Raw genomic sequence first — 21,539 nt, 5'->3', positions numbered from 1 at the left:
AGAAAAGGGGCCGCCATTACATAATGACTGCATAGGAAGACCGGATGTAATAAGGCCCTTGTCCTGAATATTTCCTGGATATGGTATATCAAAAAAAGCCCGATCCGTCATAAGAGGACCAGGCATTGGGAAAACGGTTATCTGGCAGGTTCGATCAACCCGTAGGTGCCGTCTTGGCGCCGATAGACTACATTTACATTCTCGGAGTCGTCCGAGTTGGAGAAGACGAAGAAGCTGTGGCCAATCATGTTCATCTGGAGAATGGCTTCCTCCACATTCATCGGCTTCAAAGTAAAACGCTTAGTACGAACGAGTTCAAATTCCTCTTCTTCCTGTGCAACAGCTTGAGTTTCGGAATCCTCGATAAAATAGTTCTTCATTCCGCTTTCTTGGCGGAGCTTACGGTTTACTCTTGTTTTATACTTGCGGATTTGTCGTTCCAGCTTGTCCACGACCAGGTCGATGGAAGCATACATGTCACTTCCCCGGACCTCAGCCCTTAACAATACGCCGGTTAGAGGGATCGTTACTTCCACGTTTTGCTTGTCTTTGACCACACTCAAGGTCACATTGGCCTCAGAAGCGACGGGTTGCTCAAAATACCTTTCGAGCCTGTCCAGCTTCTTCTGAACATATTCCCTTAATGCATTGGTCACTTCAATATTCTTGCCGCGAATGTTATATTTCATGGTAACAACTCCTCCCTTCTAATTCCTATTATAATCCATTTTACGCCATACTTCAAAGCATAAGAACACGAAAAAACCCCGGGATGTCCGGGGTAGAAATTGCTACCAAAGTAACCTTCTTTATGAGATATCGGCAAGCAGCCGGATAAATTACAGTTTGGTTACGTTAGCTGCTTGAGGCCCACGAGCGCCTTCTACAATATCAAATTCTACGGCTTGTCCTTCGTCCAAGGATTTGAAGCCTTCTTGTTGAATTGCTGAGAAATGTACGAATACGTCCCCGCCCTCTTCTGTTTCAATGAAACCGTATCCTTTTTCTGCGTTAAACCATTTTACTTTACCTTGCATTCGAAACATTCCCTTCTTATTCAATTGAATGTGAAACGCATTCACACCTTGACTATACCACTCGCTTCAAGAGATTGTCAATAATATACAATTGAGCACAATTATCAGAAAATACACAATTCACATTTCGTTAACGGTTTTATACACAGACTGAAAACTTATTTTCATTAGTTATTCACAAAGTTATACACATTATCCACAGGCTGAGGATAACCTGTTGTGTGTATATCTCGGCTTGGATTGGGAGTATATGCAAAAAAAATAACCGCCGGATTTTCTCCAACGGTACGCTTGAAATGGTTATTTTTTCTGGTCGAACATATAAGCATCCGGAGTAAAATGAGGTTCGTAAGCAGTCCTTTGCATCTTGGCTTGTGCTGTTTTCCCCAAATGCTGCTCCGCTTCTTGCTTTAGCCTGTGAATAACCGCGGTAATCGCCGAGTCGTAGCTTAATATGCGCGCCACTTTATTCTTATAAGGTTCGACATCAGGATTCTCTCCCGCACTCCACTTTTGCTGAATGCTTAAAACCAGCTTTTCTCTATTTTCAACAAATTCCTCGACCTCTTCATAGGTTGCCTGATCCATTCTGTCCACAAATCGCATCGTTAGGGCATCTAGTTCATTAATAAGTTTATCCATATGAACCGCCTGTAGTTTTAGTCGCATTTATACTTTTGGCCGCTTGAACCCAAGCCTCTTTCATTTCATTAAGAAACCCGAGCACTTCTTCAACGGGCTCCTTTTGCTTTTTCATATTTGCCTCGATTAGACGACGATTCCAGTAGTCATAAATCTGCCGTAAATCGTGGGATAGGGCAATGTTCATATCTAAAGTAACAATTAATTCATTAATAATGGCTTGCGCCTTGACCAGATTGGTGTTGACAATCTGGAGGTCATTTTGTTCCAGACCATGTATAGCCAGCTTGCAGAAGCGGATGCAGCCATCATACAGCATGATCAGAAGCTGTGCAGGAGTCGCCGTCTGAACGGTATGATTCAAATACTTATTCTGAGGCGTAGAAATCATGGTTGTCACTCCTTCAATTATTATCCACCGAAGGCATTCATCAGGAAACCGGACTGGGCATTGAATTTGTTTATGGCTACTTCCATTGCTGTGAACTGTCTATAGTATCGGTTCTCTAGGTTCAATAATTTACGATTGGTATCGGAAATTCGTTTATCCAGGTTTTTTAACTCTTTACCGATAATGCTTTCCTCATTCAGTGGATCATCCAGTGTATTGGAAAATCTGGAGGTCCCCGCTTTATCAAATAAAGAATCGAGTGTCACCTTTACATCATCGTACATTTTTTGGAATATTCCCTGTGTGTTCTTGGGCGTATTGCCTTCCGCATCCGGTGTTCCTTTTGAAGTAAATAAGGCAATGACATCCTCCGGATTCTTCTCGAGCATCTCTCTTAATTTAGCTTCGTCCTTAAGTACCAGCTTTCCTTTATCTTCCCATCTGCCCGTCGTTATCCCAATGTCGTCCAGGATCATCTTGATGTCATTGCCCTCAGCATCCTTACCGATGGTTACCGGGGACATAATATCCAGCCGCAAATCAGTGATCATCTTTTTCAGAATGGTGTCGTTTCGAAGTAAGCCGCTCTTGGCCTTCTCTTCCCAGCGTTTAATGTCATCTTCCTTCAATTCTTTTTTCTGATCGCTGGTTAATGGTTGAAAGTCGCGATACTTCTTCTCTTCCACCGTATCGTTCAATAATTTTAGCAGAGAGTTGTAGTCATCAATGAAAGATTTGATAGTATCCACTACTTTATCAGTATCCATGGAAGTGGTTACTATGGAAGATTGTGCCCCATCAGGTGTTGGCGCATGAAGTGTAATTTCTACGCCATTAACCATAAAGGTATTGCTGGAACGAGTAGTTTCTATGCCGTTTATCGTTACGGAGGCATCCGTACCTGCAACAGAGTCGGATGAGCCTGCGTTTAATTTAAAGAAATCCACCAATTTATTATTATCATCAGACAGCTTAATTTTGCCATCGTCGTTGATGGCTCCCGTTTCCTTAGAAACTAAAGACATGCGCCCCGTTTGAGAATCAAAAAATGCCGTCACCTTTGCATCCTTATTGCTATTTATTTTATTGACGACAGATTGAATGGTATCTTCAGAGCTAATCTCTATCTCCACATCATTTACGATTAATTTTCCAGCTTTATCGCCAATTACAGTTTCAGCCGTTACATCGGCATCCATACTACCACCTGATATTCTTGCCGCAGTAGCAAGACTGCCCACCCTAATCTCTAAAGAGCCTGCCATGGAACCAGATACTGCCTTAGCAGACACGGCTGCTGTATTGCCACTTACCGTAGATTTTAAGGCACCTAATGTGCTGTTCATATTGAGATTAAACAGCTTGTTGTTACGAAAATCGACTAACTTCGAGTTTATCTCCCTATACTTTTCTCTCTGCCATTCTATGGTTTGTTTCTGTTGAGTCAATTTATCCAGCGGCTTCCGATGAGCCTGCATCAATTCTTTGACCATAGCGTCTATGTCCATTCCGGACGCAAAACCACTAATTCGCATGCTTTATTCCCTCCATTTCATCGTTAGCATTAGCGGCGCTCGTCAATCAGGATGCCCGCAAACTCCATCATTTTCGCTACCAGATCCAACGTTTTCTCCGGTGGAATCTCCCGAATGAGATCTCCGGAATCCCGGTCCAGCACTTTAACCATTACAGCATTCGTCTTCTCATGGACGGATACTTCAAACATCGTATGGGGGCCTTCCATCGCTTTGATCGCCCGTTCAATCGCTCTCATTAATTGAGCGTCACTAATGGAGATCTTCTCCCCCTGAAGCTCCGCCTGATGTAAACTCTTAATTCTCCTCAACTGATCCGAGTTAGCCCTTGTGGATGGATCCGATTCCAAGTTTCTTTCTTGGGAATAGGATGTCCCCTTAACAGACCCGACCGGATTAATTTGCATGTTAGAGGCCATGAAGTTTACCTCCTGAAAGATATACATTTTACTGAATATATCGGTTAAATGAGGTTAATGTGTTAGGGGTTTGCAAAAAACGCAGTCACAACAGCTATAATTTATTTTCTTCTGAATTTCTCCCAAGATCTGTCAAGCAGGTTCATGTTTCTTATCCCGCCCACGCTTTTTAAATTATCTATCGGTTCAGTGTAGTCAGGCTTTAAATGCAAGGATTCAATAAAATGCTCTTTTGCCAAATCTATTTGTCCCATATAGGCCAAGCACTCGCCTATATAATTCACTATAATATGGTCCTTTTCTTTATACCTTTCAAGTAAATCCAAGGCATCTTGATATTGTCCCAATACTAATTTGGCAAGAGCGCTTACGAATATTTGAACATTCTTTCCTTTGCTTGCTAACAGTGCATTATTTAACAGTTCCTTCGCTTCAACTACCGCTCCTCTTTTAAATAAAAAAGTGGAGATGATTGCACATGCAGCAATCTCATTTTCAGCATGATCTGCGTTCTCCCAATCTAATTCGGGTACTAATTCAATAAGGGAGTGTGAGTTAATAAGCTTGATTAAATGTAATGAACTTATTTGGGTTTTTGTAGTATTGCTTGTATGTCTTCGATATAAATATAGAGGCTCGGAAATATGTTTATCTTCCCAATTTTTTAATATCTGGTAGATCATATTATTGTCCTCTCCTATAGAAAGAGAGGTGTCATAACTAAAATCAGTAAGTGCCTGACGTCTAACCATTATCGTTGGACCGATAATAGGGGAACCAATTTTAATGAAAAATCGCAAAAGGCTTGATCTGTCTATATTATGAGCATGCCAATAACCAATAGACATGTCATCCTGATTAATTAACATTGCATCGGAATGAACAATTCCGATATTTTCATTTCCAACGCCACTCATCAATCGTTCAAACCTCATAGGAAGGGAAATATCATCTGAATCCTGAAAGATTACAAAATCACCCTCGGCAAGCTCAAGCCCCTTATTTCTAGCCGCGGCCACTCCCTGATTTTCCTGTTTGTAATACTGAATTCTTGAATCATTATAAGCTAAAATGATCTCTTCACTATTATCGGTTGAACCATCATTTATAATAATTGGCTGGAAATTCCCCATTGTTTGATTCAGAATACTATTAATTGCTTTATGTAAAAACGGCTGTGAATTATATACTGGCATTATCACGCTAATCATCATTTAGTCTCTCCTTAATGCCTTGTACATCCCGTCAACAAAAGTATTAAGCGGCAGGGCCGATCAATGTAGTCTTGTTTCGGTGTGTTGCTAAAGTACTATTTGTACAGCTTTAGTTATAGTTACAAAATCGAGCGTTATGCTTTATTAAAAATCTCTTTTAACAATGATGAGGAAATATCGTTCGTTCTTGGCAAATAGCGTACCTTGCAATATTTCTCAAGAATATCAAATTTGCCGCTCCAATCGCTTCCCATCACAAAAAGATCAATTTGGTACTTTTTTATATCTTCTATCTTCTGCTCCCATGAATTTTCCGGTATAATCCGGTCTACATATTTAATTGATTCCAAAAGTTGTTTTCTTTCTTCATAGTTGAAGTGGGATAGCTTCCCTTTGACTTTGTTAAAATGATCGGTGGAAAGGCCAACGGTAAGATGATCTCCCAATTCTTTAGCTCTTCTCAAAAGGTTAATATGTCCATAGTGAAACAAATCAAAAGTACCATAAGTAATAACTCTGATCATATTTTCTTCTCACTTCTCAGTACTTTCCTCTAATTTGTTATTCTTCTTAAAAGCTGGCACCTTTTCCAAATCACTTTCCCTATAGATATGGAACGCCGGATAATGGGTATCTACAAATAATTCAAATCCAAGGACTTCAGCTCGAATACAAAAATGCCTGTCTTCACCCCAAAACGATATGTTTGGTATTTCACTAAAATTAACTCCCGCCTCAAGTGCTTTCCTCGAAATCAACGTGCAGGCGCCTAGCCCTCCAACTTTATATATTCCCGGCCTCCTCAATTTCCCAATAAATTCCGCCGTCCTTTGATTGATTTCGGACTGAGTTAATTTTTCTTTCGCATTAAAAGAGTATAAGGTGTAGTTATCTTTCAGCCAAACCTGAGGCAATTCTATCTGGACATCATCCGTCCATTTTGTCCAAAAGATATTGGATATTATATCTTTTTCTGCCGATATCAGCTTGTTCAAAGTTTTTGGGTGCAAGACCAAATCGGAATCGATTAAAAACAAATAATCATAGTCATTAAAAATGGCAAATTCAATGATGTCGTTTTTAAATTCCGCTACCTTCCAGACAAGGTCCGTGTTCCAATGATGCGTGTTATTATCGCAAATATATTGATCTTTGTGGAAAGAACTTAGTATAAATACATTATTGCTCTCAGCAAAAGTCTGTAGTTTGCCCGACGATAGATGATCGTTATTGTCATCCACAAAGAAATAGTCTACGGCTACCCCTTCTTTGTTCAACTCTTCTAGGGACTCCAAATAATTCTGCAGTATTTCAGGCTTTTGGTGTACCGGGCTTCCAATAAGGACTTTTTTTAATGCCTGCGAACGGGGAAATGCAGACTTAAGGGCATGGATACTTTTTTCAATATCTTTCTGCAAATTTGTATCTTTACAATATTTTAATGCCTTACTATAGTAATAAATCGCCCAATCGTTTCTCTGCATAAAATGATTTATATATCCAAGATTGTATAGAATATCGAAATGTTCTTTATCGATAAAATATCCTTTTTCCAATACATTCAAGGCCTCATCAAGCTTATTTTCAATAAATAAAACTGAGGCTTTCATAGTTATCATTTCGAGGTCGAGGCCAATCGTTTGTTCACACTCTTCCAATATTTTGTTCGCTTCTGTTGTCTGTCCTTTTTCAATAAGCAGTTTAATTTCCTCTTTCAGTCTTTTCTTTATTGTGTCCAATTCAATTTGAATTTCTTCTTGCTTGTTGGATGAGGATGCGACTGAATCAACTAGATTCTCAATCATCGACCATATTCTTTTACTTGCTTGGCCGTCTTGATAATGATGTACAATTTTCGTTAATTGTTCCCGTTCATTAATATAGTAATCTTTATCACCTAGACTTCTTAGTATTTCTGCTTCCAATTCATGTTGCGCATAAACTTTAGGACCCGGGGTCCACGACTCGTATGGTTCTAATAAGAACCCTCGGCTTTGTTTGTACTCGTTTAAATCAATGGGGGCAAAGATTATAGGTCTATTTAAGAGTAAGAAATCAAAATAAACGGAGGAATAGTCTGTTATTAGTAAATCACAACCATTTAGTAATTGATATAAATCCATATTATTGTGCTGCAATACGCTATCAGTTAAAACATGAATACGTTCACAACCGATTTTCAATAAATGTTCCCGTACAACACCTTCTTCAACAGGATGCAGCTTTACAACAAGCCGCAAATTGTTCTTCTCCAGAAAATTAAGGAATTCTTCCATAATAAATGTATTGAAACTGAATAAATTATCCCAATGACGATTCCCTTCTTTTTTCATGCTATTAAATGAGACGCTTCGAAAAGTTGGCATATAAAAGATTACTTTGCTATTTTCAAAATCTTCTTTAAAAATTGTACTCAAATTCCTTTTTCCCACATCTGTGTACAAATAGTCATTACGAGGAGCACCCGTTATTTGATATTTATTAACCTTAGTTCCAATACAAGCATTAAAAAGAGTATTAAACATTGCAGAATAGGATGTAATAATATCCACGTCATTCCAATGCTTTAATAGCTGTTCTGGACTCCGGGGATCCCCACTGTCCATATTTGCCATTCCTTTCAAAGGAAATCCATGCCACAAGTCTATATTTATTTGTTCCTTATTAAAGGGATAATTTGCATGTGTAGTTATGACTACATGGCTGTCTCTGACATCCTGATCGTATTCTAGATACGGCGGTTCATTTATTAATCTGACTTCATATTTCTCTTGAATATTTCTCGGGCATGACTGGTATAAAGCCCTCGAATTACATCCAGAGTACGTTTGACTAACTAACACTATACGTTGCTTTTTTGTCATCATCATCCCACCACCTAATCCGTATTAAGAAATGTCTGCTAACCGCCTTTTTGCAGGTTCATAATTATATTTCTCAGCTTCTTTGTAATACCTGAATGCTTTTTCCCTATTCCCCGTTGTTTCATAAAATACTCCTAAATTGTAGGCTGCCGCATAGCTGCCCGTTCCTTCTACGGTGAGATATTCGGAGGTTTCGCCTATCTCAAGTGCCTTCAAATAACTGGTTTCAATTTGGGGGAACAGATAAATGTACTTGGTTATATCGCTGGATACCAGGTTCATATAGAACAGACCGCATACAAAATAAAAGTCCGGAAAATCCCCTATCCTTGATTCTTCCGATTGAACTATTTCCAATCCCTTCTGCATGTTTCCATACTTCATAATATTATATAAATAATCTACCACCACATTAGGGTAATAACTTTCCGTTCCACTTAAGAAGGAGTACGAAAGGGCATAATGTTTATTTGCATTTTCATAGTCCGATATTCGGTAGTATTCTTTGGCAGTTTGGTAGTGTAAATAAGGATCCCTTGGATAATCCTGAATTTCACTCAGCAGAAGAGATAAATTTCTTTCCGATTTGTCGGTCCTGTAATACCCGTCATGTGCCACTTCCAGATCACAATTTATACGGGGGAGAGTAGAATCAATCTGTTCGTGGATCTTTCCTTTATAAAAAACGTTTCTGGGAATGAGACGGGAAGTGTAGCAGTGAGCGAAGCTATCAGCTCCATCAAAAAATGAGCTGGTAATTCGGATTTGGCCAATGGCTTGTTGATTGTCCATAAAATTATTTAGCTGCTGACGATTTCCTTTAGTTACCCATTCATCCGCATCCAAGACTAAATTCCAGTCTCCCGTCGATTTGCTTAAAGCATAATTTCGCACTTCGGCAAAATGATTGTTCCATGGATATTGAAACAACTTAGCATGATAAGTTCTCGCTATTTCTAACGTGCGATCATCTGAACCGGTGTCCACAATGACGATATCATCCACTGACCCTTGTACACTCTTCAGACAACGCTCCAGCTTTTTCTCTTCATTTCTAACAATCATGACTAGCGAGAGCTTTTTCACAACACGATTTCCCCTTCCTTCTTAATCCCCCATAGCCGCCCAATTGGACAAAGGATACATCATTTTCATTTCCCGCTTATATTTATGTACATTCTCTTTATCGCCTCGACGTTTCAATAATCGAATCAGCCTCGTATAAGAACCCATATCCGGCCTTGCCCTAACGAGATCTTTGTAACAATCTAGTGCGTCCTCGTCGTTCCCGTACTTCCTGCAAATATCTCCAAGCAATTGCAGCAAATCAGGGTTATGAGGTTCTGTACGCAATCCAGGAAGGATTAAATCTACAGCTGCCTCCGAGAAGCCATATTCGTGCATAAGCTTTGAGAAGAGGTACCTATACCTGATCGATATTCCGCTCAGCTGGGTAGACAAGTATTCAAACCAGTCATATTCTTGCACCAAAATGAATCCTCGGCCAAGCTCCAGCAAATACGCCTGCAATGAAGAGGATGGAACCAAACCTTGAAGCGGTTCTTTGTACATAATAGACTTAACAGCTTTAAATTCTTTATCACTAAGATTGATTACATCTCTGGACATCTGTAATAATCGAAGATCCTGTGTCAAGACGCCTAGTAATAAAACATCTTTGCCGTTATCTTTATTAACTTCTCCGATTTGATTCCATAGCTTTCGTGCCTCTTCATATTCACCCGCATATAGGCAAGCAACTGCTTTCACATAAGGTTCCAGATTAAAACTGCCTGACTTAATAATTTGCAATAAATCAGGATGTCTCGTGTTATATAGCAAAGAAAACACGGTGTTATAATCACTTGAATTAGAAGAATTTATGGTTGAAATAATCTCTATGCCCGACTTATGTCGACATTGCAGCCATTTAACCAGCATCATCTTAGAAGGTAAGTAATTTCTATTTAGCGACAAGGACCTTAAGATGGCTTGATACGCTTCTTCTTCCTCTCCTAATTCCATATGTACCTGTGCTGCTAAATACTCTACCAAGAAAGACTCTACCCTTTTGGTATAGGCAGATGGTTGACTTTCATCTATCTCCAAAAAATGTTTGTAGCATATTAATGCATCTTCATAATGCTCCATTTGCTTATACAAATTTCCCTGAACGGCATAAAGATCAGCATGTGACGGATATACTGCAATGGCATCATTAGCTAAACGAATTCCCTCTGCATATCGTTTCAAATGTGTTAAACAGATCACCATTTGAGATAGCAAATCAGGTATATATGTACGGTCCTTTCCCAAACCAAATGCTTCTTGAAACGCTGAAAGGGCTTTCCCATAGCTTCCTTCCTGAGCGTATTGGTTTCCCAAATTATATAGATTGAATCCAGTTCGATTCTGTTGAACCTCTTGGATGAGAATATCCATGTTACGTTTGTGTTTATTCTTCTCTTTATATACGTCCTCGGTGTAACCTGTGTGATGAATTAATACATCTGCACTTCCACCGCGGACATTTGGTTGATTAACATCTATTTGTTCATGAATCCTACCTACAAAAATAAAATCAGGTCTCCTTTTGAAAAGCCTGACGCTTTTATGAGCAACGGATAGTCCGTCGGTTTTATAATTGCGAATATTTACATAATAAAAATCAAGTTCACTGGCTAGCGCTTTTACAAAATCCGTTCGATCATCAAGGTATTCGTCCGCATCCAATTGCAGAATGTACTCCTTTGTAGCGTACTTTATAGACTCATTTCTCGCGGAAGCAAAATCCTGTTTCCAATCATGATATATAACACGGGCATTAAAAGACTCGGCAATCTCCACCGTTCTATCTGTTGACCCCGTGTCTACTATGATGATTTCATCTACATGACCTTGAACACTTTCCAAACAACTCTCTAAACAGCTTTCTTCGTTTTTGACAATCATACATAAAGAAATACTAGGCCTGCTCATTATTGATACCTCATTCGTCTATTGATTGAAAAAAGAGACCTTAGAAAGCTAAGGTCTCTATAATTGAAAATCGGATTAACGAAGCAATTGCAGAACGCCTTGCGGCTGCTGATTCGCTTGAGCCAGCATAGCTTGGGAAGCTTGCAGAAGAATGTTGTTCTTCGACAGAGCCACCATTTCTTTAGCCATGTCCGTATCGCGAATCCGGGATTCAGCGGCAGACAGGTTCTCAGAGGTAGTTCCAAGGTTATTAACCGTGTGTTCCAAACGGTTTTGATATGCACCAAGCTGTGCGCGTGCGGCGCTGATATTGTCGATAGCCGCGTCAATATTGGAAATTGTAGCTTCACCGACACTGATTGTTCCAAGGCTAATCGAACCCATTGCATTTGCAAGATTAACCATTGTCATAGTCATTTTATCGCCATTAGCATGGTTAATTTGGATATCAATAGTAGTTGCGGAACCATTCAACAGCTTAATATCGTTGAAAGACGTTTTATCTTGAATGTTGGAAATTTCCTCGATTAGGTTTGTCAACTCTTTATCGATGTTAGCCTTATCCTGGGCATTGTAAGTACCGTTTTCCCTCTGAACCGCAAGCTCTTTCATACGGGTAAGCATAGCGGATACTTCGTTCATAGCACCTTCAGCGGTTTGGATAAGAGAGATTCCGTCTTGGGAGTTGCGTTGAGCTTGCTCCATACCACGGATTTGGCCTCTCATCTTCTCGGAAATCGACAGTCCAGCCGCATCGTCAGCCGCACGGTTGATGCGAAGACCGGAAGACAGCTTCTCCATGTTCTTACCAGCGCTCAGGTTGTTCATGCCCATTTGGCGATGGGTGTTCAATGCAGTAATATTGTGGTTGATAATCATTGTATACTTCCTCCTTGAAGTGTTGTTTATCCACGTCCTTGTGGATTTCCGATTACCAGGTCGGCCGCCCCGGTAACAGGCTCTATAACATATATCGAGTTATTTAGGCCTCTTTGTAAAGAGGATATAACGCCTAATTCGGCCATTTTTGGAATATAACACCCGATATCCGCCTTTTACCTGGCGTTTTTCTGTATTTACCTCCTAATTGCTCCGCTTCCCATTCCACATTTTCTTCAACTCGGATAAATCGATTTGGCTGGAGGAAGCTTCCGTATTAGCCTGACGAATGGCCTGATAGACTTCCTTGCGATAAACTTCCACTTCTTTGGGGGCAACAATTCCGACTTTCACCGAATCGCCTTCCATTCCCAGAATTACGATTTCTATCTGATCGCCCACCATAATGGACTCGCCTTTTTTACGGGTTAGAACGAGCATGGCTATTTCTCCCCTCCATCCGTTTCCTCAGCTGGCAGCAGCGGATGTTTTGTTTTATATAGGGTATTATGAAGGACGAATTGCTTTGCACTCTTCACTCTTTCGTTAATGATCAAGGGTGCCAACAAATTAATCGTGGCCTCCTGGAGTTGGTCCGTAACGGTTACGATAGACCACACACTAATGTCTTCCTTGCTTGCTATTTGCAGTTCTTCCTTCAGACTATCCGAAATCTCGAATTGGTATTGAGGATAAAATAGAAAAGGGTCTGTAACAATAAACGCCAATTCGCCCCATTCCAACGATTGCAAATAAGCAAAGGGCTGAGAATCCTCGGGGTAAATCAACACATATTCCGTCAAGTCTTCAAATCCGGGAATTCCTTGGGAAAAATGAATAATGCTATTCTCTTCAATTTCCAATTCTCCAAATCGGCTGGTTGTGATCTTCATTATTGATCTCCTCTCGTTCATGATTGTACTCTTCTAAACAAGAAGAAGCTATAGCTTATACTATAGCTTCATTACACCCTGGTATCCAATTGCGGAGGGATAATCTCCAAATGGGCATATTGCTGCATGTAAATGTCCAGCTTTCCACGTTCGTACTCAATTTCAGGAGGGTTCGGATGGGAGTAAACATCAATTCCACCTTCTATTACACGTATGACAGGTTTATGTGTTGTGATATAAACATCAACATTATCAAAGGATGCCGGACCAAAATATTGGATCTTTGCGTGATTCTCTTGAGCAGCAGCTGCCGTATCCGCTATCGCATTCGTATTCATATGAATGGCTGCCATCCGGTTGCCCTTCTCCACCATCAAGGCGATCCCTTCAAGCCAAATATCCTGCATCTGGGAATAAATCCGATTATTGAACCTCTCAAATTTTCCTCCATTGATGGCATCCCAAGCTCGGTTCTGATCGACCCCAAACTCTATAGGTGGGCTCTCAATGTCCAAGCGTGACGGAGTTGTTTGAATCTCCATAGTGGCTTTAGGCTGTCGGATCGTATACTGGCCCAAATCAGCATCTATTCCGATTTTGCCAAACTGTTGGCGTATTTGTATAGATGGAAAAGGAATCAAAATGAATCAGCCCTTCCTATCTCAGGAAATCCACCAGGCTGGGGGTAATAATCTTTGCCCCCACAGACAATGAGGCGTTGTAGATGCTTTCGTTAATCTTTGATTTGATGATCAACTCTGCGTAATCGGCATCCTCAACTTTAGACTGCATGGACTCCAAATTCAGACCTAAATCCTTAAGCCGGTTTTCAATTAAATCTACACGGTTGGTTCTGGCTCCGATCTCGGCGTGCATCGCCAGAACTTCATCCATCCTCTGCTCCTGTTTGTCCAGCGTTGCAGAGATCGCGGCGAAATCCTTGTCACCTAGTGCAGTGATCAAATCGTCAAAGATTTTAAAGGCGTTATCATCCGCTCCGGGTTGGCCAAAAATCTCATTTCCGGAAATATTAATCGGAACTTGGACCTCAGCACCTAGCGTTAACGGGATTCGACGGTCATCTGTTATATCGTTGGCTGCGTTGGCTGACGTATATGGCGGCTGATCGGTAAGCTGCCCGTTAAACACATATTTCCCGTTTAATTTACTGTTTGCGATATCTAATAATTGCTCTCTAAGCTCCTCTACCTCTACTTTGATCGCATCCAGTGCTCCCTCATTATTAGTTCCTGTCGATGCTTTAATGGTTAATTCCTTTAATCTGTGAAATACGTTCTCGGTCTGAGTTAGCATCTTGTCGGAAAATTCAAGCCAGGAGTTTGCCATATTGACATTTTCCTTATACTGCTCATTGGTGGACAGCTCACTCCGGTATCTCAAGCCGTAGGTAATTCCTACCGGGTCGTCAGACGGTCGGTTGATTTTCATGCCGCTGTTCATTTGTTCCTGCAGCTTCTGCATCCGGCCCAGGTTCCGATTCAGGTCGCGCATGAGCTGAGTATTCATCATGCCTTGTGTAATTCTCAAGGACATTCCATTCCCTCCTTCATCTTAAACTGTTATCTGCCAACGACTCCCATGCCGTTGATCACCTTGTCCAACATCTCGTCGAAAGCCGTCATCATCCGCGCTGCGGCCGTATAAGCATGCTGGAAACGAATCATGTCGCCCAGTTCTTCATCAATGGATACCCCGCTGACAGATTGCCGGCCCCCATCAATCTGGGCCACCTTCGAAATCTGGTTATCCAGGTAACGGTTCGCTTCCTGGGCTTGAACACCCAATTGCCCTACAATGGAGCGATAATGTTCGTCTATCGAACCGGAAGAGGCATTGGCCCCCGTCCCGAATTGAAAAGAGGCTTCTCGCAAGCCGCTCATCAGCAGAGCCAGAGTATTGTTCCCTTTGATCACTTTCTCGCTTCCGCCTGATGTATCCGTCCGTAGGGAGGAGGCAATTTTCTCGGGGTTAGCGGCAATATCCGGATTGAGCTGGAAGCTCTCCGCTGTAATCGGCCCGCCATCCTTGGAGGTGAAGAAATCTCCACCTGTCTGAATCGGGTCACCTAGCGTATAGCCAAGCTTGTGCAAGCCGTTAAGCCCATTGACGACAATCTTCATCCCGCCCGGACCGATCTCTCTGTTGGCACCTGTCAGAGTAACCGGCTGCACTGAACCGTCCGGCATTACTCGATTAACGGTCGTATTATTCGGAAGCACGGATCCTTCGGGAAGGGTGATCGTAACTTCTCCGTTTGCGATCGTATTGGCAAGCTGGTCCAATTGATTCAGATAGTCAGCAACATACCGGTCGCGGGAAACAATCATCCCGTGAACCTCTCCGCCGTTCAGCGCTCCGGAAGCGAAAGCCGCTTCCAAATTAGCAGCAGTCGTCGGAGTCACATTGTTGTATTGAACCAAATTAGCCCCGGCCAAATCAATGGTATACCCTTGAGGGCCGTCCTGAACCTGGATGTTGGCGATTTGCGCCAATTGGTCCGTCAGAAAATCTCTCTGATCCCGTAAGTCATTGGCATTATGACCTAGCCCCTCAACCCTCTGAATTTCCCGGTTCAAACTGGCAATGCCCTCAGCCAGAGAATTGATCTCGGTTACCCTTACTTCAATGCTGCTCGTTAAATCCGCATGAAGATCCTTGAGCTGCTTGCTGGCAAAGTTAAAGGCATCCGCGAGCGCAATCGCCGATTCCTTAACCAGCTTGCGTCCTGTCGGATTCTCGGGATCCTTGGCCAGGTCGTTCCATGATTTCCAGAACTTATCGATAACCGTTCTTAATCCGGTATCGGATGGCTCGTTAACGATCCCCTCAAGTTTACTTAGTGCGTCTGCCCGTATGTACCAGCTTCCATAGTGCTTGACTTCATTGCGGAATTGGTCGTCCAGAAACTGGTTACGCACCCGGGTAATTGAATCAAACTCTACCCCGGTCCCCAATTGTCCCGGAATGTTCGTACGCTGCATTCCTACCGGTTCCAACGGCAAGGACGTCCTCATATTGACAACTTGTCTGGAATATCCCGGGGTATTTACGTTCGCCACATTATGCCCGGTTGTGGACAATGCGGTCTGGTGGGTAAACAAACTTCTGCGAATCGTCTCCAGATTATGAAATGTAGATCTCATGTTGATGGCAACCTCCTTTACGCTCTTGTGTCAAAAAGTCCTGATCTCTGTATTTTAGACGCTGTTTGATCGGGATGCCGATAGGACCAGTCTTCCTCGGAGCCCGACATAACATCGATGGAGAATTCAACGAAGGCCAAAGATTGCTTCACCAGCTCCTGGTTCACTTCATTAAGCCGCTTAAGCTGATGCAGTGTATTCACAAGCCGCTCCTGGGCTTCCAACAGGATCCCTTTCTCCTCCGCATTAAATATGAGCTTGGCTATTTCGGTTACCGTAATCCGATCATTAAGCTTATATCCTTTGGACAACAGAAAATCGTTCGTTACAACCGCTCTCTGCTGTTCAAGCTGACCGATCTGTTTAATCAACTTGTTCTCGTTATGAACCAATTGGTTGAGGGCGGCGACATCATTCCGAATGAGGGCTTGCTTCTTCTGTTCACCGGATTCCAGAAGCAGGGCATGAATTTCGTCCAGCTTGTTCAATACATGAACTAACTGCTTTATTGCCATAAGGTTCACCTGATCTCCATAAAGCTTTATTTAATATAAGGATAGAGCTTCTCCGCTATCTTGCCTGCATCCACATGGTACGTCCCGGTAGATACGGCGTTCTTAAGATCCTCCACCTTCTTCTTCCTGGCTTCGCTGACCTCCGATGAGGCCGGCTCGGTCCTGGAGCTTAAGAGCTCCTTCGCTTCAGGTGAAATCTGAACTTCATCCTTCGGCTTGCCCTTCTTGCCCGCTTGTATTTGGGCATAGGCGTTCTGATTCCTCTGATAAGGATTGATCGCTCCTATGCGCTGTATATCGTTAATTTTCATAATCTCACCTCATTTGCAAATAAAAAAAGCCGATAAACCCTTCACCCTCTTTATCGGCACGAAATACTTCATAGTTTAGATTTATTTAAAACGGTTCTTGAGCCGATCCTGTATGTTAAATCCCATCCCTGCCTCCTTGTCTTCGTTCTCCTTCTCTTCCGCCAGTGTATGCTGAATGTCCTTCACCAGCCTTCTACGGCAGGAGTCGCACATCGTATGTTCGCGGATCATCGTTCCGCATACCTCGCAAGGATAAGACATGTTAGGCATATTATGAATCGATATCCGGCCTTCTTTAATAAACCTGATAATTTGCTTATAGGGGACTTCCGTAGCCTCATGCAGCTCCTGTAAATTGGCCTTCCGGTTCTCCCTTAAATAGTTATAGCAAGTCTCATACTGCTTTTCAATTTCTTTGATGCATGACGGACATACGTCTTTATAATTTTTCACATAGATTTTGCCGCAGCGGGGACAATTATCAACGTTCAATCCCATTGAAGCAACCTCCCATCCTTAACGACCCTTCCCTTAACTCTCGTCCTGATAACCATCTATCGGATCAAGGTTTCTTTAAATCAGCTTTAACTTAGTCTAATTTCGCTTTTTAAATAGTTTATCGGTTTTTATCGTCTTTGTATAGCTGTTCGTATATACTATGATAAAGATTTGCAGATTAGGCCATCTGCCGATTCCCCTCAAACTCCCGATGCTATCTGGCCCAGGTCAAACCATATACTTGTGCGTTCCTATAGGAAGCTAATAGCCGGCTGCATTGATTCAAGGTGCTTCCGGTTGTATACACATCATCTACCAATATAATTTTAATTGGCCTCTGGGAAGGACTGTCCAGCCATAACGGATCATTGTACACGGACGGATGAAGGGCGAAAGCATCCTGCAGATCGGATAACCGTTCTTGCCTCGATTTAAAGCTTTGCTTGGGAGTGTTGCGGGTACGTATAAGCGTACACCGGACGGGAAGCCGAAGCTTGTCCGCCAGCCCGGTCGCAAACCTCTCCGCTTGATTAAATCCCCGTTCCTCCAGACGCTCCTCATTCACCGGAACATATGTAATGCAATGGAAATCTTCACTCGACAGCTTCTCGCTCTGGAGAAGAAGGCGAAATGCATGAACCAGCATCGTAGAAAAAATGGTTTGAAGCCGTTCATCTCCCCGGTATTTGTACAGCGCCAGCAAGTCCTTCATCACGGTGTCATACTTTACAGCACTTCGATTTCTCACAAAATAAGTCTGTTGACGCCGAGTACAATCCGGACACTGTTCCGCCCTTCCACAACGATCACATTCAACATTGATGATCCATGGGATTTGACTAAAACAAGCTTCACACAACCCCAGCTCATTAGGTTGTGCACGAGTATGAGACCTGCAATAAGAACATACCTCAAATGGAGGCGCCAAAATTCCTCCGGCTTTGTGGATCCACTCCTTTAGCTTGCTGCGGAAGGATGAAACGGGAGTTTGCGGCATCGTTCATTCCCCTTTCGTTTGAAGAAGATACCCTTTGGACATGGCTAATCGGTTCATCTGCTTTATCTGGCGAATTGCCCCGATCTGGGAGCGGGTTCTGTCTTCCGCCGCGAAGAATACCCTTCCGTCTGGGTCATCCTTCGATCTTCCAGCTCGTCCGGCCATCTGCACAAGGGAAGCTTCATCGAATAATTCGGCATCCGCATTCAGAATAAATACATCGGTCCGCGGAACCGTTACTCCCCTCTCCAGAATGGTCGTTGTCACCAGCATTCTGATCTTGCTCTGACGGAAGAGGATGACCTTCTCCGCTCTAAAAGGATCCATGGAGGAGGTCCCCTCGATCACAATGTTCGGGAAAGCTTCTCTCAACAGCTTCACTAGCGGCTCGACCCATTTAATCTTCGAGATGAAGATAAACAGCTGAGCCCCTCTTTCTACGGATAATTGCAGTTCCTTCAGCAAATTTGCGGGCAGCGACTGCTTCTGAACACAAGAAGCCACCGATTTCATTCGAATAAGGTTCGGGACAGGAAGCGGGTGTCTGTGATATCGAACAGGTACTTTGACATGTGGAAGCTTTTTGCGGGCTGCGGCCTTTTGCATCGGTGGAGGAGGGGTTGCTGAGAGGAATATCGTTCTTCCTTGCTCAGCCAAGGCTTTGCGCGCCGCGTACTGTAGCATGGGATTGTTATGATACGGAAAAGCATCGAGTTCATCGATAATGGCCATGTCAAAATATCCGTGAAAGCGAAGAAGTTGATGGGTGGTTGCCAAAGTAATATCTCCTTGCTCCCACTTCTGCGGGCTCCCACCGTACAGCGTGACGAGGGAATACTCGGGAAAGGCAGCTTGGATTCTTGGCATCAATTCCAATACAACATCCTTGCGCGGAGTAGCTATCAGCACCCGGTGGCCTCGATGGAGCTCATATTCTATTAATGGAAAAATCATCTCCGTCTTCCCGGCTCCCGTGACGGCCCAAATCAGGAACGTATTGTCCTCCGGTTGTCTGGAATGCTTTCTAGCACTTGATCGTGATGCTAGAAAATCTAATCCGGCATAGGAGGCTTCCGTTTGAGCCGGGCTTAGACCCCACCGTTCCTGGAGGTGTTTCTTCAATTGATCTCCCAGAGGCACCGTATCATCCGATGCAGATGGGCTGCCTTGCACCCGGATACCCTGAACAAATAAAGAACAGAACCGGACTCGTCCCATGTTGAGACATTCTTCGCAGTACGGACAGGGCTGTCCGCAGTTGAGACATTCGGACCAGAACATCCGGCTTTCATCGGTTCCGCATCTTCTGCACCGGTAGCCCAGCGTTTTTTTCCAGCCTTTCCTTCGAACGACTTTATCCATCCCATTTCCCAACAAGATCCATCCCTGCAAATAAGCCAACTGAATAGCGCGGCGGAGCTCCCTCTTTCCCAATAATAGATTATCGTAGCCAAGCAACGACTGAATCTCTTCATACAAAAGAGACCGGCCCTGCAACCGTCCTGCCGCTTTCTTGGTTATTTGAAGAATCTCCGTATCTATTATTTCGTCATTTTCTTCGCTTTCTATTAGCTGAAATTGAATAGGGTTTATTTGCAAGCCTACAGGTTCCTTGCGGATTCGGCGCTCCAACTCCTCCTTAGCGGAGGAAAGCTGATGAAGGGAAATCGGCTGATTCGACAAATTCTCTATCAACCAGGCAGCCTGTCCAACAGATAGCTCCGGCTCTATTCGAATCAAACGATTTGCCCTACGGCCTTGCCCGCCTAACCAATAAGAGACATCCATTTGAAAATCCAGCGAGAGCTTCCATCTCCATTCTCCCTGGATTTGAACCGAGTATACAGTTACTTTCATGAATTCCTTCCTTTTCCACGTAAGCGTTTACCAACGCAAGGTTGTTAATGGTTTCTGCGTACTTTGCTGCAACGATACGATATGAAGCGTCTCTTCCTGGTGAGCCCGAATGTACTCCTCAAAACCGGCGACAGATTCATAGATTTCTAAATCCTCCCGGCTCCTTCTTACCCTGCGGGCAATCTCCAGCGTTTCATCCGTCGAACCATCGTCGAATACGGCAACCTTAATTTGGCGTCCCCTCAACCAGGAAGTAAATACTAAGGAATATAAGTACCACTCTATTAAGTTCGCATTATTTTTCGTAGTGAAAATAAACCTCGTAACCTTCGACGTTCCTCGTTGTTGTTGGAAATAGCAGACCAGGTGGACAACCAAAACAGCGGCCCCATAAACTCCGCCTATAAAAAGCAACCCAATCCCCATAGCGGCTACCCTCCTTATGGAGATAGTATATGCCGCCATGAGCAATCGGGTTCCTACAACGTTACCCAGCCATTCTTAATCGCAATGATTACCGCTTGGGTACGATCGTCCACTTCCAATTTCTGCAAAATGCTGCTCACATGGTTCTTTACTGTTTTCTCGCTAATGAATAAAAATTCCCCTATTGCCTTGTTGCTCTTGCCTTCCGCCATTAATCGAAGCACTTCCGCTTCTCTCCGCGTCAGCGGACTATTAGGTGAATGAATATATTTGACCCCTGCTTCATTAACTACGGAACCGTCCGAGGAATTCCCGCTATCTTCCAGGTAGGTCATGCGCCGCAACTGATTAATCAGTTTACCGGTTACTTTAGGATGAATATAGGCATGTCCAGAAACGACGGATCGGATTGCATTGATTAGAGATTCAGCTTCCATATCCTTCAGCAGATAACCGGAAGCCCCTTTCCGCAAAGTTTCAAAAACATAGCTTTCATCATCATGAATCGAAAGGATAATTACTTTAATCGATGGAAAAATTTCCTTCAATCTTTGGGTCGCGGTGACTCCGTTCTCTACCGGCATATTAATGTCCATTAGAACAATATCCGGATTTAACGAATTGCACAGCTCGATGACCTGAATACCGTCCCCGCATTCTCCAATGACTTCGAGATCGCTTTCCATATTGATAATTCTTTTGACACCTTCACGAAATAGCTGATGGTCGTCAGCAAGCAGCAGCTTAACGGTTTTCTTAGGGTTTTCGGTAATGACCATCCATTTCATTCCTCCCTTTGCTCAGGATTAATCGGAATCAGCATTGTAATTTTGGTGCCTTCGCCTTTTTTCGACTCAATGTCGATTTTCCCTTCCAGCAAGTCGATCCGTTCCTGCATCCCTATCAGACCGTAGTGGC

Annotated in this window: 24 protein-coding genes; all 24 read right to left on the bottom strand. The window is 42.9% G+C overall.

Translation table 11 applies throughout. From position 1 onward, the window contains the following. Positions 1-137: 137 nt before the first annotated feature. Positions 138-689, bottom strand: a complete 552-nt coding sequence (hpf, locus tag ACFQ03_RS15160) for a ribosome hibernation-promoting factor, HPF/YfiA family (RefSeq protein WP_144934257.1) — start codon at positions 687-689, stop codon at positions 138-140. Between the two features lie 150 nt (positions 690-839). Continuing rightward, positions 840-1,037 carry a cold shock domain-containing protein gene (locus ACFQ03_RS15155; protein WP_144934259.1) on the bottom strand — a complete coding sequence of 66 codons (198 nt, stop codon included), beginning with the start codon at positions 1,035-1,037 and terminating at the stop codon, positions 840-842. 300 nt (positions 1,038-1,337) lie between these two features. Further along, complete coding sequence (locus ACFQ03_RS15150) at positions 1,338-1,679, bottom strand: hypothetical protein (RefSeq protein WP_379289188.1); 342 nt, start codon at positions 1,677-1,679, stop codon at positions 1,338-1,340. Further along, positions 1,672-2,070 carry a flagellar export chaperone FliS gene (fliS, locus tag ACFQ03_RS15145; protein ID WP_379289186.1) on the bottom strand — a complete coding sequence of 133 codons (399 nt, stop codon included), beginning with the start codon at positions 2,068-2,070 and terminating at the stop codon, positions 1,672-1,674. The genes ACFQ03_RS15150 and fliS overlap by 8 nt, the downstream gene beginning before the upstream one ends. Before the next feature lie 20 nt (positions 2,071-2,090). Continuing rightward, positions 2,091-3,605, bottom strand: coding sequence for a flagellar filament capping protein FliD (fliD, locus tag ACFQ03_RS15140; RefSeq protein WP_379289184.1), 1,515 nt, complete (start codon positions 3,603-3,605; stop codon positions 2,091-2,093). Between the two features lie 29 nt (positions 3,606-3,634). Then, positions 3,635-4,024, bottom strand: coding sequence for a flagellar protein FlaG (locus ACFQ03_RS15135; RefSeq protein ID WP_379289182.1), 390 nt, complete (start codon positions 4,022-4,024; stop codon positions 3,635-3,637). Between the two features lie 101 nt (positions 4,025-4,125). Then, entirely contained in the window at positions 4,126-5,238 is a 1,113-nt protein-coding gene (locus ACFQ03_RS15130; RefSeq protein WP_379289180.1) for a glycosyltransferase, read from the bottom strand. A gap of 134 nt (positions 5,239-5,372) precedes the next feature. Beyond that, positions 5,373-5,762: a glycerol-3-phosphate cytidylyltransferase gene (gene tagD / locus ACFQ03_RS15125; RefSeq protein ID WP_379289178.1), complete on the bottom strand. Its 390-nt coding sequence runs from the start codon at positions 5,760-5,762 to the stop codon at positions 5,373-5,375. Between the two features lie 9 nt (positions 5,763-5,771). Further along, a complete protein-coding gene (locus tag ACFQ03_RS15120) occupies positions 5,772-8,105 on the bottom strand; it encodes a CDP-glycerol glycerophosphotransferase family protein (RefSeq protein ID WP_379289176.1) in 2,334 nt (777 codons plus the stop codon). A gap of 21 nt (positions 8,106-8,126) precedes the next feature. Beyond that, positions 8,127-9,188, bottom strand: coding sequence for a glycosyltransferase (locus tag ACFQ03_RS15115; RefSeq protein WP_379289174.1), 1,062 nt, complete (start codon positions 9,186-9,188; stop codon positions 8,127-8,129). Between the two features lie 21 nt (positions 9,189-9,209). Continuing rightward, positions 9,210-11,081, bottom strand: coding sequence for a glycosyltransferase (locus tag ACFQ03_RS15110; protein WP_379289172.1), 1,872 nt, complete (start codon positions 11,079-11,081; stop codon positions 9,210-9,212). A 75-nt stretch (positions 11,082-11,156) separates the two neighbouring features. After that, complete coding sequence (locus ACFQ03_RS15105) at positions 11,157-11,960, bottom strand: flagellin N-terminal helical domain-containing protein (protein WP_379289170.1); 804 nt, start codon at positions 11,958-11,960, stop codon at positions 11,157-11,159. Positions 11,961-12,164: 204 nt separating this feature from the next. Further along, positions 12,165-12,401, bottom strand: coding sequence for a carbon storage regulator CsrA (gene csrA, locus ACFQ03_RS15100; RefSeq protein ID WP_379289168.1), 237 nt, complete (start codon positions 12,399-12,401; stop codon positions 12,165-12,167). A 2-nt stretch (positions 12,402-12,403) separates the two neighbouring features. Further along, positions 12,404-12,853, bottom strand: coding sequence for a flagellar assembly protein FliW (gene fliW, locus ACFQ03_RS15095; protein ID WP_379289166.1), 450 nt, complete (start codon positions 12,851-12,853; stop codon positions 12,404-12,406). Between the two features lie 71 nt (positions 12,854-12,924). Continuing rightward, entirely contained in the window at positions 12,925-13,494 is a 570-nt protein-coding gene (locus tag ACFQ03_RS15090; RefSeq protein WP_379289164.1) for a DUF6470 family protein, read from the bottom strand. Positions 13,495-13,510: 16 nt separating this feature from the next. Further along, positions 13,511-14,407, bottom strand: coding sequence for a flagellar hook-associated protein FlgL (gene flgL, locus ACFQ03_RS15085; protein ID WP_379289162.1), 897 nt, complete (start codon positions 14,405-14,407; stop codon positions 13,511-13,513). Between the two features lie 26 nt (positions 14,408-14,433). Further along, on the bottom strand, positions 14,434-16,017 hold the full coding sequence (gene flgK, locus ACFQ03_RS15080) for a flagellar hook-associated protein FlgK (RefSeq protein WP_379289160.1): 1,584 nt from the start codon (positions 16,015-16,017) through the stop codon (positions 14,434-14,436). 17 nt (positions 16,018-16,034) lie between these two features. Further along, positions 16,035-16,532: a flagellar protein FlgN gene (locus ACFQ03_RS15075; protein ID WP_379289158.1), complete on the bottom strand. Its 498-nt coding sequence runs from the start codon at positions 16,530-16,532 to the stop codon at positions 16,035-16,037. 26 nt (positions 16,533-16,558) lie between these two features. Further along, positions 16,559-16,843, bottom strand: a complete 285-nt coding sequence (gene flgM, locus ACFQ03_RS15070; protein ID WP_379289156.1) for a flagellar biosynthesis anti-sigma factor FlgM — start codon at positions 16,841-16,843, stop codon at positions 16,559-16,561. A gap of 81 nt (positions 16,844-16,924) precedes the next feature. Next, on the bottom strand, positions 16,925-17,341 hold the full coding sequence (locus ACFQ03_RS15065) for a TIGR03826 family flagellar region protein (RefSeq protein WP_379289154.1): 417 nt from the start codon (positions 17,339-17,341) through the stop codon (positions 16,925-16,927). A gap of 214 nt (positions 17,342-17,555) precedes the next feature. Further along, positions 17,556-18,089, bottom strand: coding sequence for a ComF family protein (locus ACFQ03_RS15060; protein ID WP_379289152.1), 534 nt, complete (start codon positions 18,087-18,089; stop codon positions 17,556-17,558). Between the two features lie 252 nt (positions 18,090-18,341). Further along, entirely contained in the window at positions 18,342-20,195 is a 1,854-nt protein-coding gene (locus ACFQ03_RS15055) for a DEAD/DEAH box helicase (RefSeq protein ID WP_379289150.1), read from the bottom strand. 27 nt (positions 20,196-20,222) lie between these two features. After that, positions 20,223-20,621 carry a glycosyltransferase family A protein gene (locus ACFQ03_RS15050; protein ID WP_379289148.1) on the bottom strand — a complete coding sequence of 133 codons (399 nt, stop codon included), beginning with the start codon at positions 20,619-20,621 and terminating at the stop codon, positions 20,223-20,225. 53 nt (positions 20,622-20,674) lie between these two features. Further along, positions 20,675-21,400, bottom strand: a complete 726-nt coding sequence (locus tag ACFQ03_RS15045; protein WP_144934292.1) for a response regulator — start codon at positions 21,398-21,400, stop codon at positions 20,675-20,677. Positions 21,401-21,539: the final 139 nt, after the last annotated feature.

The sequence above is a fragment of the Paenibacillus residui genome (genome assembly GCF_042677205.1).
Lineage (GTDB): Bacteria > Bacillota > Bacilli > Paenibacillales > NBRC-103111 > Paenibacillus_L > Paenibacillus_L residui.
This window is presented reverse-complemented; position numbering and strand designations above follow the sequence as displayed.